Below are 12,699 nucleotides of genomic sequence, written 5' to 3'. Positions count from 1 at the left end.
CCGGGCCCGCTCGGCCACCGGATGGGCGGTCGGCCGTTCCCGGACCCGGCTGTCCCGGACGCGGTACGCGTCTCGCCAGTTGTCAGCGATCGCCTGGCGCCGGCTGGAGGTGTCGAGGTCGGGATCGAAGGCGATCTCCAGCCGCTTCAGCACGTCGCTGATGTCCGCCGAGGACACCCGGGAGGTGAGCTCGGAGATCGTGAGCATGCCGGAGGCCGGGACGATGCGGTTGGACAAGCCCTTGCGCGTGCCGTGGGTGCGCACCCGGGTGGTGACGTCGTCGTCGAGGTAGCGACGCATNCCGGCGAGTTCCCGGGTGGCGTTGAAGTAGCCGACGAGGGTCTGGTACGCCTCCGCGGTCTCCCCGTGCCGGTCGAAGAGGGTCTGCCCGGCGAGGAGCAGGATCTCGGCGAGCCGGATCTCTGCCGACTTCATCCGGGTGCCGTGGGCGCAGACGCCGAGGTAGCGCCGGCCCGGGGTGGCGGGGGTGACGGGGACCTGGCGGGAGAAGAAGGTGTCGGCGACGTCGACGACCTGCGGCGGGAAGACGGCGAGGCGGCGGCCGAACACGCCAAGGACCTGGTCGCGGGCCCGCTTGGTGGTGGCGGTGGAGGCGACGATCTTTGGTCCGGTGAGCGTCGTGCCGCCGGCGGCGCCCGTCGCGTCGGCCGGGACGGGCCAGGAGCACAGCTCGTCGACGGCGCTCTCGAACAGGCCAACGGTGGTGCCGAGCGCACCGGAGATGAGGTGCAGCTCGTCCTGGATGATCAGATCGGGTGGGCGCAGCCGGCGCACCGGCTCGCTGGCCACGGCCGGCAGGTCGCTGCGGCGGTGGTGCCGGGACGCGCAGCCGGTGCGGGCGTCGAGATCGTCGTGGCGGTAACCGTGCCGGGGGCAGCGCTCGCGCACCCGGCCGAACAGGATGCCGGCCTCGCCGCGCCAGGGCAGCTGGGCGAGCTTGTCAACGGTGGCGATGACGAGGCTGGGGGCATAGCGGTAGATCTCGTCGTCGACGGTGAGGACCGGCAGACCCTCCCCGGGAGAGAGCCGGCGGGAGAAGGGGCACGCGTCGGCGCCCTCGCCGTTGGGGCCAGTCTCGCCGTTGGGACAGTAGAGCAGGACCCGGCTGGTGTCCTCGTCGACGTGGGCGTCGGTGTGGGCGGCCAGCGCCGTGCCGCACCACGGGCAGCTCAACGTCTGCAGGACGTTGGCCCGCTTGCCGTTGCCCACCTCGCGGGCCTCGCTGATCTGGTCGCGGGCCTCCTCGAACCGGTTCGGGGAGACTCCACCGCCGACCCACAGCCCGATCCGGAACGGCACCGCGCCCCAGGTGGCCTCGTCGGCGCGGCGCAGCACCTCGGCCGCGCAGACCAGGGCCGCCGCCCGCTGGAACTGCTGGGCGGTGAGCAGGCGCAGGGTGTAGCGCATCAGGACGGCGACACCGGCCTCGCCGGAGCGGGCGTCCAGCCCGGTGCCGATCGTGCCCTGCAACCGGCGGATCGCGAAGGTGTAGGCGGTCAGCCCCAGGTAGGCCTCCGTCTTGCCGCCACCGGTCGGGAAGAACAGCAGGTCGACGACGGCGCTGGCGTTGGCGGCCCGCTCCGGATGGGCCGGCTCGGTCAACGAAGGCAGGTTGAGCAGGACGAACCCGAGCTGGAACGGCCGCCAGGACGCCGCCCTGGCCCCCTCGGCCTCGACCTTGGCGGTCGCCTCGGGGTAGCTCAGGCCGTGCTCGTCGCGCAGCCGGGCGATGGCGGTGTGCCGGCGCTGGGCCGCCATCGCCCGGTTGGCGAACCGGAACGCTGCCAACGCCTCGCCCTGACGGGGCTGGGCCGGGTCTGCAAGCAGGGCGATCCCGGCGCGGATACGACCCGCCGCCACCCGGGCCTCGCCGATGGCCGTGCGGGCGGCGGGCCGCAGCCGCTCGGGCAGGCTCGGCACCTGTGCTTCACGCTCGTCGAGCCAGGCGTCGTAGCCGTCGGCGAGCGGCGACAGCCCGCGGCGCAGGTCCGCGGCGTCGGCGACGGCCAGGGCGTCCATGGCCAGTTCGACGTGTTCCAGCGGGGTACCGGGACCCGCGGGCGCGATGGTCGACGGGACGTCATAGGTGGGCAGCCAGGTGGTCTCCAGCCGGTGGGCGCAGCGCTCACCGTCACGGACGGAGGGATGCACCGCGACGTTGCGACCGTTCGCGTACCGCCGCTGCGTCCGGTAGAGCAGCCGCAGGTGCAGCTCCTCGTGGTCTTCGTGGTCGTGGCCGTCGTGGTCTGCCCCGACACCGTCCTCGGGATCGTCGACGGGCAGGAAGACGGCGCGCTCGCCGTCGAGCGCGGTCACGGTGAGCCGAGGCTGGAACAGCCAGGCCGTGTCGGCATGCGACGGCGGCTCCGGCTGGCCGTTGACGAGGGTCAGCTCGACGATCCGCCGGCCCGACCGCTCGCGCGGGCCGGCCCACTCGCGCAGCACAACAGCGAGGAAGACTCCCGTCTCGTCGTCGCCGACCAGCGGTACGCGGTACGCGTCGGAGCCGAGCGAGCCGTCCAGCCGGATCTCCCGGTTCGCGTGGACGACGGGCTCCCGGGCCCAGGCGGTGCGCTTGCGCCCCTCGTCGTCCTCGGTCTCCTGCCGGACGTACTGCCCCCAGGTGGCGGTGACGGCGACGACGTCGACCGCCGCGCCGTCGGGACCGGCCGGGACGGCGAACGACAGCCCCATCGACGACGCCCAGATCCGGCCCCGGTTCTGCGGGGTGAGGATCTCGGGCAGGTCGGTTTCGGCGTCGCCCTGCACCGCCGTCTCGGTGTCGGCCACCGTGTCGGCGGCCGCCGCCTCCCGGGCTCCGCGCGGGGCGGGCTTCGGACCGAGCATGCCCACGAGGTACCGCTCCCGAGGCCCCATCGCCCGGTGGTGGAACACCTCCTGCTCCCCGTCCCAGGGCCCGAGCAGGTCGCGGCGGACGAGATCGGCGAAGGCGTCCCGAACCTCNTACGAGGTCGCCGGGACGAACTCCACCGGCTTGTCCAGAATCTCCGCCGGCGAAGGGCCGTCCGAGGTACCCGCACCGCCCCCGCTCGCACCCCCCGATCCGGCGAGCGAGGGCGAGGCGCCCTTCTCCGGGGGAAACAGCGCGCTCTGACCGTCCAGCGCCACCACGGCTCATCTCCCCCTCGAAGCGGTCGGGTCCGGCGCACCCCACGCAAACCTGTGTACCGAGTTCACAGACTACACCGTGATCCCGGCTCGCGTAAGGGCACCATCCCACGCACGTCCGACAGTTCCCCGGGCTCCGACGGCCCGCCTGCCCGCTACGGTCGACTTGACTACCCGCGGTAACACCACTGCCACGCATTAGCTCCGCGCGACGGCGGGAATCAGATAGAGCGGCTGGCGTCAGGATGGAGCTGAGCCGATGACCTCTGCCCATCACACGCTCGACGAACTCGCTGCGCAGCAGCGGGTGCGACCGGTGCGGAGCCTGGCCGAGCTGGCTCTGTCGGAACCGCTGACAAACGAGGAGTACGCCGACTTTCTCACCGCGGCGATGTCTGCACGCGGAGGCCAGCTGCCGCAGTAAGCGACTACGTCATCGTCGATACCGACGTCTTCTCCTGATCCGCCGTATCCTCCATGGATCCGCCGGGTCTCACGGAGNGGGGCGGCGAGGGAGTGATCGAGCCAGGTCTCGGCGCAGTTTCTTGAGACTGACGAGCTGNCCGTTCACCGGGTCGGGTGCCTTCCAGAACNCCCAGCCGTCCGTCTGACGCGCGGTCTCCGGCAGACCGGGGCCGGCGATGTCAACCTTTGCCGCCGCCCCCGCCGCGCTCAACGACAACTCGTCGCCGCCGAAAATGACCTTCCCGTCCGGTAGTACTTCCGCCGTGCGCCGCCCGCCGCGGTAGTCGCCGGTCAGCGTGCTTCCGGGCCGCACCATGCCGGCCTTGACCAGATCGGTCAGCTTCAGGCTCCGCTCCTCGGGTGTGACCCGAGCTGGCTGGGTCGCCGTGGCCGAGGCGACGGCGGTCGGCGCAGGCGGGCCGGTGGCCGCGCTCGTCGCCGAGCCCGATCGGGGGGAGGGACCGATCCCGACTCCGCTCGGGGATGGTGGCGGTGAGGCGGCCGGAGGCAGGGAGGATGTGCTGGGCACGGCACCGGCCACCGGGAAGTCAAAGGTCGCGCGGGTCCGGATCAGCCCGGCCCGAACGTCGGCCTCGCTCAGGTCCCGCGTGCGCCGGTGGAGCAGCGAGACGAGTTCGGCCGCCGGGTCACCGCCGTCGAAGAGCTCCGCGAGGGCGGACCGGAGCTGGCCGTCGACGAACTCGGCGCNCCACAGGTCATCGATCCGGTCACCGTTCATCGCGTCCTTGCCGAGCAGGGCAAGTACGTCCGCCGCNCCGCCCGGATCCGCGGATATGCTGACCGACCGATAGAGCTTCTGGTCGACCGGGNCCGGCGCGTGCGCGTTGTAGATTCGCCATTCATCACCGTTCGTGAGCACCACCCATCTCACCCCGGCCGACGTGGCGTAGCTGAGCACCTGGGTCGCCCACCTGAGCTGGGAAAGGTCCTCCCCGAGCCCCTTCGCCTCGATGAAGAGGCGAGGTCTGCGCAGCAGGAGCAACGCGTAGTCCACCGGGTTCGCGGACGGGCCGAACCGGTACTCCCGGTTGACCTCGTCGAGGTCATGAATGTCCCAGCCGAGCNCCTCGATGACCGGTTCGATCAGGCTGGCCTTGGTGTTCTGCTCACCGATACGCTGCCCCTGCCGGTACCGCCCCAGCCGCTCGGCGCACTCCTTGAGTGTCTCCTGCAGCGTTCGCGCCACTCTCACCCCAGCCACCGATCGCCTGCCGTCCTGGGGCTGTGGGTGGCACCCCTCCCCAGCAACAATCAGTATCATCCGATTACTGAGCGGTNCACGGGGGTACCGCGGGGCCGTCAGCCCGACCTCGTCGTCCAGCAGCCCGTGACCGGCGTTCCACCACCCACGACTTGCAGTTGATCTACAACTTGAGCGACAACTCAGCTTCCAAGTTGTAGATCAAGTTGTCGCCGCTTCGGGCTCATTCGGTTTCGACGGCGGGAGGCCTGAAGACCGGGCCGAGATCGCCGTTTGGTTCCCGGGTGAGCAGCGCGTGCAGCTCGCTACGGCTTCGACGGTGAATTCCTCCCGAGACGGACTCGCTCGGTCTGCTGCTTGATGACGGCGCGGACCCTGTCGTCTCCGGGCGTGTCCGGAATGGACGCGAGAATCTGGTCCAGCGTGTCGGTCACGACGGCCGCGGCGGTCCGTCGGCGCAGGCCCCATGTGGTCGCCTCGTCCACGAGGTTGGCTGCGGTCACCGCCTGTATGTCTGCCTGCCCGCCGACCCGCTGGCCGAGGTGAGTGTCGGCTCGCAGTGGCTGTCCGAGATGGTCGCGGAGCTCGAGGGCGATCGTCGACACCACGTCATACAAGGGGGCGAGGCGGACGTCCGGTTCGTCGGCTTGGTGCAGGATCGCGAAGTTCTTTGCGTGCGCGTCGGCGTTGCCCACGGNCGCATTGAAGGTCGCCCGGCGCAGCAGGACTGTGACATCTCGGGGGTCGCCGAAGGTCCGCAGCACCTCGGCGAAGTCGCGCAGCGACGGGCCGCCCTGTTCCTCGTACTTCATTCCCGGTGGCGTCGCGGTCGCTTGGCAGCCGTCTTCCTGGTGCACCCTGACCGGGAGCCGCCCGCTGGTGCGCTCCTGCCGGTCGAACCGCCGGACCGCCAGCACCGGGAGACCCGCGACGTCGAGCAGTTCCCCTTCCGCCGCCGCCAGCCCGCAGGCCGCGGCGAGCGCCAGGCAGGTGGCCTCGTTGGCGGCCATCGCGTGCGGGCCGTCGGGCTTGAGGATCCACGTCGACGGGGCATCCCCCGTCGGAAGCTGCCAGGAGCCGTCGGCAGCGCGGCCCAACAGCGCCTTGCGCTGGAATCCGGCCAGGGACGGCCGGAACCCGCGCTCCGGCGCCACCCCCAGCGGGGCGACGTCCAACGCGCCGATGACTCGGCGCAGGTCATCGGAACTCATCATGCGGTAGCCGCCTTCGTCACCGGTGCCTGGCTCCTCGCCCTCGGGTAGCACCTGGATCGCGCCGGCGCAGTCGCGGCCGAACGCCTTCAGGATCCCGTAGGTGTCGGCTGGGCGTACCCCGGCGATAGCCGCCATCCGTTGCAGCGTCGGCCCCTCAGGAAGGACGTTCTCGAAGAAGTCCAGACCCCGCATGTCCCGAGGACCGATCACCGCCCCGATGGGCAGCCCGACCGACAGCGCCGGGCTACCCGCTCCCCACCGCTCCACCGCCTCGGCCCGCCACTCCAGCGTGATCCGGAACTCCGGCCCAGGCGTCAGAACCGCCGTCGGGGTCTCGTAGAGCCAGGCCACCAGATGGTCAGCCACGTGCCCGCCTCGGCCGGACGACAACCTCGCACCCGACGAACCGCAACAGCCGCAACGCGTGTGTCAGCGAACTGCCGAACCTGCCCGCCTCCAGTGACGAGATGTAGGACTGCCCGACCCCCGTCGCCTCGGCCGCTGCCACCTGCGTCACCCCGGCGGAGGTTCGGAAGTACTTGATCGCCGCGCCGAGGTCCCGTGCCGCGATCACCTGGTACTCACCCGCCGGTATCACCATTGACCAATACTACGCCGCTATCTGTAAACAGCAATATCACCGGGGACGGGTTCGGCGCTGACCTTGGACCCCGACCCCCACGATCGCGGTCACCGGCCTTCGGGGTGACCGGGGGCGTGCGCGAGACCGAGGCGTTGCCACCTGCCGACTCCTGCGATCAGGCGTTGACGGGCGAGGCCCGGAAGCCCTTGACGATCACTAGATGCCGATCGACAGACGGCCGCCACCGAGATCACGACCGCTTGTTTCCGGTCCGCGACGAACTCCGTCACAATCACGCGAGCCGAGGCCGGACATGCGGCGCATTCCCTGTCGTCCGGACAGCTACCTCGGCTCGGGAGATCTCCGGGGATCTGTAGCGCTTCCGCAGCTGGAGTGACGATACTGGCACGGTGAGCGCCGATGGCCCGTGATCTTCCCTGGGATGCTTCAGACCATCCGGAGNCCGCGGCGCCGCCGAGCCCGGTCTCGGAATCCCCGGGCATCGAGGCGAAGATGGCCGCGCTCGAACGGCGGGCCCTCGGTGGCGGTGGCGGTGGTGACGGGACGCAGACCGGCGGAGTCGAGGCGAAGCTCCGGACGTTGGAGGGGCCCGGCCCCGGCAGTCTCACCGCCGATCGCGAGGTCGGGGCTGATTCCGACCATCGAGCTTCGTTGTCGTCGAAGCTGGATGCCTGGCCTCCTCGGAAGGCACCAGCGCCTGCCCGCTCGACGCGAACCGTGGCTGTCCGAGTGTTCCGTCGTCGTCGGCGGCCCAGACCACCCGGGTGACCGCGCCTTCGGGCACCGCCGTCAGATCGGGCCAGGCCATTCCGTCCCCGGCACCTCGCAGGTTGTGCTAACGCAGTCAGGGATACCGGCGCAGGTTCGACCAGGTCCAGTGCTCGGATCTGATGGCCGAGGGGCGAATGTGCCCCGTCAGCGGCCACCAGTTGGTGGCGATCCATTCAGCCAGCGGATAGACACTGCCGTAGACCGACCGCCGGAAAGTTCCATCCGGCTCCTCCACCTGCGTCACGCATCTGNCACCCACCCACAGTTCGTACCTCGCCCAGGTGGCGGCCGGCTCGGGAGCACGTACGCCCGGTGCGTCGATCCACTCGATCCGCAGCTCGATGCCATCGCTCACCGAAGCCTGGCCACCNCCGGCGTACCGGCCCATCGCCGAGACAGAACTGTCCACTTCAGCCCCCGGCGGCGGCCTGTCGACGGCGCGCGGCCCTCTCCCTGAGGAAGTCCTCGTACCTGTCCAGGATCTCGTACATCTCCGCAAGCGGCATCGCGAAGTCGTCCCACCGCTCGTACAGCGACTCGAACAACACCTCGTCCCCGACGAGAGTCTGCTCGGTGGAGTTTCCGGCGGTCCCTTCGCACTCCCCCGATCGCACCCGGCGCCAGTCGTCCCTGAACAGCTCCAGACTCCGGAGACTGTGCTGGATATCATCCTCGAGCCAGTCTCGGATCCCCAGCAACTTACCTTCCGGAAAGTGATCCGCCGGGTCGACCTTGAGCCAACCTTTCTCGTTCTCGACGAATTTCCACATCNCACACCTCTCAATCTTCCTCATCGATGACCGGAAAGGCGGTTCGAACGGATCCGTCAGGTTCCACGTAGAACCTGATGTGAACCCCTTCGTAGGATCCGGTCCACTTGGTCTTCGAAAGATCGGACCCGGCTCTCAGTGCAGGAGATATCTGCGTATCGTAGACCTCGTCGTAGNCACTCTGCACCGCGCCGCGGACCTTTTCCGTACTCCAGAAGTCCGGGAACATGGTATGNTGGCGCACTTTCTTTTCGCGCCATTCACCCGTGGACTCGTTCCGAAACTCGACCTTCGCCCCGTACGCACCCTCGACAGTCGGCTCCGCGGCCCAGGAAACTCTCCGTCCCTCCGGAGGAACACCCTCCGGCGCGCTATGGAAACCCACCGGCTTCCCCTTTCTACTCCATTCGCCGTTCAGGACGTGGTTGAACGCCTTTTCCGTGATCGGAGGGCGGAGGTCGGTAGGAACGGGCCGATCGGGTCCGATCGGGACGCTACGGTCACGGTGCTGCTCGGGGGCGCCGCCGGACAGCTCCGCCTCCCCCGCTGACTCCCGGTCGCTTCGCTGCAGGCGGTCGGACGCCTGGTCGAGGAGGATCGCCTTCCGCTCGGCGGAGGTGAGCTCGCGCTGTGGCGCCGCTGGCGGGCGGCGGACGACGTCGGCAGAGTCCCCGCCGTGTTCCAGGGCCAGCCGGCCCAGGGCCAGCCGATCCAGGGCCCGCGCCTTCCTCTCCGGGCCCGACAGTTCCTCCCCACGCTGTTCGGGAAAACTGGAATCGACGGGCTTGGAGGCATCGCCGGCCCGCGTGGCCGCCAGGTCCAGCAGCCGCGCCTTGGCCTCGGGGCCGCTGATCCGATCCGTCCGATCCGCCGCCGCGCCGGGCAAAGGTTCGGGGAGATCAGCACCGGGTGCCGGGAGGTCACGCGGCATCGATGCTCACGGGGACAGTATTGCGGCAACGCCCTGCGCTACGGGCGGATTGCCGAGCTCCGTGGCGGATCAGCTGCCGGCGAGCTCAGACGAAACCTTCCGCCAGGAGGACGGTGCCATCGGGAGTGACACGGTGCCGGCAGCCGGAACCCTCGACGACCCGGCACCAGCTTTCCACGATCAGCGCCCCCTCCGCTGCCTCCAGGCGAATGTCCGCGCCGCCGTACATGCCTGGAACGGGAAACCAGAGCCGACCTTCCGAGATCTCGGTCAGCACAGCCACCTGCGGAAGGCGCATCCGCTGCTGCTCCGTCAGGCCCATACTCACCTCCGCCAGCAGCGGGTGCAGCCGGCGTTCGAGCGCGACCACGACCTCGACCGAAAGCGGGTGCCGGACAACGGGGCGTAGAACGTCGGCCAAGTGGCTGTGGCCGCGGGCGGCGGCGATGTCGATGGGGCGCTCGCCCCGTGTGGTCCGCAGCGTGCGCCAGGCACCGCGGGACAGCAGCCCTGCCACGATGCCTGATGACGCACCGTGCCAGGCCGCCTGATGCAACGGCGCAAATTCGCGATGCCCGTCGAGTCGCGTGGAATTCACCCAGTTCTGATAACTGGCGGCGTCGAGCTCGCGAAAAAGTGGCTCCCAGTCGCCGTCCCGGGCGNCATCGGTGATCCGCTCCCTGACCGCGGCAACCTCGACGGAGACGGCGTCGCGCCGGTAACCGAACCACTCGGTGCATTCTTGAGCAGTCTCCGGGGCAGCGTAGAACGGCTGTGATTCCATCAGGTCCCTTCACCGGGTCGTGTTGCGGGGTGCTAAAACGCTCCTGACCGCNGCCTGCTGGCCTACTTNCCCTGGCCTCTACCTGCCGCGGCTTTTCAGCCAGGTGTCAAGCTTCTCGTAGCCGTCCTCGCCCGGCCGCACGACCTCGGTGATGCCCAGCGCGCAGTACTCCTCCGTGCTCACGTTCACCGGGTTCTCGATCGAACCGTCGGGAAGGCGCCAGGGCGCGAAGCCCGAGCGCCGCACCTCCGGCTCGACCCGCGCGCCTCGTCGGCGTGAACGCGCCAGTACCCGCGTGATCCAGCGGTTCACGGTGTCGCCCCCTGCCGGTCCGCTTTCGGCCGTGAGCGTTTCCCGTCCGCCATGATGCTGGCCATCAGGGGATCACCCAGGTGTAGCTGCCGCTGCCGTCCTCCATCGTGACGGTCGCGAAGCCGGCACCGCCCCCGCCCCTGACCAGGCACCGGAACGTGGAGCCGGCCGACAGCGGCGGGTCCTTGGGGCAGGAGACCTTCACGGTGACGCCGCTCTGGCTCTTGACCTGGGCTGCGATCTCCCGCTGCACCCGACCCTGATCGAACACGGCGTTCGCCGTCAGCACGCTCCTGGTCAGCGGCGTGCTGACGAGGATGGTCAGGAGCGTCAGCGTCGCGCACAGGCCGAGAGCGGCCCAGGTCGTCCACGGCGCCGGCCGCCGCCGGATGGCCCGCGCGCACAGGTACGCCCAGGGCGCGACGAGCGCCACCGCCCAGTGGGCCGGATCCTCGCCGAGTCGACGCAGCGCCCGGTAGTCGGCGATCGCGAGCGGAAGGCCGCAGGCCCACCCGACGAGGAGCCCCAGCAGGACCGACGTCGAGACGCCGAGGTCTGCGAATAACGCCGCGATGACCAGTTCGNCGACCAGCCCGACCAGCGGCGTCACGGCAAGCGCCCAGGCCGTCACCTCACTCGCGATCTCCCGGCCGACCTCCCCGAACGCGGCATCTGGCCCGGGCGACGACACCGGCGATGGCGCAGGGGAGGAAGGCGGAGGGGAGAACGGTGAAGAGGGAAGGGGCGGAGGGGACGGCGGGGGCACGGATGGCGTAGCCGCAGCCCAGGTGACCCCGCTCCACCACCGTTGCCGGCCCGGGTCGTCCGGATCTGGATACCAGCCCGGCGGTGGGGGTGGCGGGGGCAGGATCGGCGGCGAGAGCGCGGGACCGGCCGCATCGTCGCGGTATGACGGCTCGGGCGGTACCGCCGGAACCTCGAAGCCAGCGGACATGACGAACTCCTGTCGTGGGCACTTGCTTGCCGCTGCGGGGTGTTACGGGCCGGTCTGGTCCGGGTTCAGAAGCCGGGCCACTCCACCAGGCTGGTGGAGTCGAACAGGCCCGAGGTGTAGACGAGGTTGCCGTGGGCCACGTCGANGGTCAGGCAGCCCTGGAACTTCTCCCCCGCGCCGAGGGTCGCCGCGTTGAACGCCGGTTCGCAGCCGAACGTCGGCTGGACCCGGGCGCCCTCCGGCGTGCGGACGAAGAAGTCGAACGGGTTGACGTTGAAGCCCTGCTTCTGCGAGCTGAACGACACTATGAAGGTGGCGAACGCCGGGCCACTGGTCGGTTTGCTGGCACCACCGAAGAAGGACCCGACCGCCTTCGGCGCGGCCACACTGAGGGTCGCCGCGACGTCACCACCCTTGCGGACCTCCAGAACCTCGCCGTACTGGGCCTGCTTCGCGCCGCCCGCCGCCGAGNCCGGCTTGCCGGCCGGCGCGCCGGTCGATCCGTTCGCGGCGGCGCCCTGCGCCGAGCCGGCGGTCGTCCCCGTGGTGGAGACGGACGTGTCCTCCAGGCAGCCGGTCAGCCCGACCATCCCGGCGAGGACGGTGGCGACGACGAAAAGCCTTGCCTTACCCATGCGAAAACCCCCGTGACAATCGCTGCCGTCATCGTTTTCCGGCAGCATCGAATACGCCTCCCCGGCGCACGGAATGACCGTGGCACCGCGAGGCTTGCGTGATGCGGCGAGCCTCGTCTCCGCGCTCGCCGACATGGCCGTCGGACCGGAACCTGAACGCGGTTTACGGCTTCAGGACTGCCACCGGCTCCCAACGGTTCGGCGCACGACGCCGTATCCATTCCCGCCGGCCAGTCTGGTGATGACGACCGGCGGGTATGCCGAAGGCGCTATGACAGAGTGCACCCGGCGATGGTTTCCGCAGCGGCGATGGAGCCGGCCGGCCATCCGGCCGGGATGCCGAAGGCCGCCGAGGCGGTGCGGTGAAGCGGTGCATCGAGACGCATGGATTCCCCCTGAACCAGCGTGTACCGAAGCCTGTCCCAGCCTTCGGCGATGGGCGGCCGACGGAGACGGAAAATGAACCGTTCGCCGGCCGACCGCTCACTCTAACCGACCGACCGCGTACACGACGGCCGGGTCGGGCGAGCATGGACTTATATGTCGAACAGGGCCTCGCCCGGCGGCNCGGCGGCGGCCGGCTTGGCGCGGGAACCCTTCTTCCTGGCGCCCTTCTCGTGCAGCCCGGCGGCGACCTCCTGGGCGTACCGGGCATGGTTCAGCTCGAGGAGCCGGTCGAGCACCTCCCGCTGCGCCCACGGCCCGATCGTGTACCGCGTGTACTTCCCGGCCGGGTGATAACCATGGTCGAGCCCTCGGTCGATCATGTCGTCCCAGCCATAGGCCCGGAAGGTAGCCTCGTCGATAAGCCGATGAATCTCCCGCAACTCGACGATATCGGCATCCTTACAAGCAGGATCGAACACCAGATTGTACGTCTTCGTCA

General features: G+C 69.9%; 8 protein-coding genes and 4 pseudogenes. 1 reads left to right on the top strand and 11 read right to left on the bottom strand.

Going from position 1 to position 12,699, the window contains the following annotated elements; all coding sequences use genetic code 11:
* Positions 1-300: hypothetical protein (locus tag UK94_RS52500; protein ID WP_235487943.1), on the bottom strand; the 300-nt coding region annotated here is incomplete at its 3' end.
* A gap of 1 nt (position 301) precedes the next feature.
* Positions 302-2,985 (bottom strand): annotated as a pseudogene (drmA, locus tag UK94_RS14780) (DISARM system helicase DrmA); the annotation flags it as partial.
* Positions 2,986-3,409: 424 nt separating this feature from the next.
* Between drmA and UK94_RS33790 the strand changes: the two are divergent.
* Positions 3,410-3,574: a hypothetical protein gene (locus UK94_RS33790; RefSeq protein ID WP_011601521.1), complete on the top strand. Its 165-nt coding sequence runs from the start codon at positions 3,410-3,412 to the stop codon at positions 3,572-3,574.
* 78 nt (positions 3,575-3,652) lie between these two features.
* On the opposite strand, the pseudogene UK94_RS73905 reads toward UK94_RS33790, so the two are convergent.
* The 9 genes and pseudogenes from UK94_RS73905 to UK94_RS52475 all read right to left on the bottom strand — a co-directional run.
* Positions 3,653-3,712 (bottom strand): annotated as a pseudogene (locus tag UK94_RS73905) (hypothetical protein); the annotation flags it as partial.
* Positions 3,713-3,744: 32 nt separating this feature from the next.
* Positions 3,745-4,144, bottom strand: a pseudogene (locus UK94_RS52490) (restriction endonuclease); the annotation flags it as partial.
* A gap of 1,391 nt (positions 4,145-5,535) precedes the next feature.
* On the bottom strand, positions 5,536-6,417 hold an 882-nt coding region (locus tag UK94_RS14770; protein ID WP_235487941.1), incomplete at its 3' end, for a HipA domain-containing protein.
* A complete protein-coding gene (locus UK94_RS14765; RefSeq protein WP_011601518.1) occupies positions 6,410-6,625 on the bottom strand; it encodes a helix-turn-helix transcriptional regulator in 216 nt (71 codons plus the stop codon). The genes UK94_RS14770 and UK94_RS14765, both read right to left, overlap by 8 nt.
* Before the next feature lie 1,581 nt (positions 6,626-8,206).
* Positions 8,207-8,372: pseudogene (locus UK94_RS52485) on the bottom strand (corticotropin-lipotropin); the annotation flags it as partial.
* 1 nt (position 8,373) lies between these two features.
* On the bottom strand, positions 8,374-8,425 hold a 52-nt coding region (locus UK94_RS52480), incomplete at its 3' end, for a hypothetical protein (RefSeq protein WP_235487996.1).
* A 7-nt stretch (positions 8,426-8,432) separates the two neighbouring features.
* A partial coding sequence (locus UK94_RS14745) for an EndoU domain-containing protein (protein WP_235487939.1) occupies positions 8,433-9,127 on the bottom strand: 695 nt, incomplete at its 3' end.
* A gap of 862 nt (positions 9,128-9,989) precedes the next feature.
* Positions 9,990-10,223 (bottom strand): hypothetical protein, encoded by a 234-nt coding sequence (locus UK94_RS14735; protein ID WP_041938643.1) that lies wholly within the window; start codon positions 10,221-10,223, stop codon positions 9,990-9,992.
* 64 nt (positions 10,224-10,287) lie between these two features.
* On the bottom strand, positions 10,288-10,512 hold the full coding sequence (locus tag UK94_RS52475; RefSeq protein WP_268761365.1) for a DUF4333 domain-containing protein: 225 nt from the start codon (positions 10,510-10,512) through the stop codon (positions 10,288-10,290).
* Positions 10,513-12,699: the final 2,187 nt, after the last annotated feature.

Origin of the sequence: Frankia sp. AvcI1 (genome assembly GCF_001420875.1) — a bacterium.
Taxonomy (GTDB): domain Bacteria; phylum Actinomycetota; class Actinomycetes; order Frankiales; family Frankiaceae; genus Frankia; species Frankia alni.
Note: the sequence above shows the minus strand (reverse complement) of the source record. Positions and strands in the feature narration are given on the sequence as shown.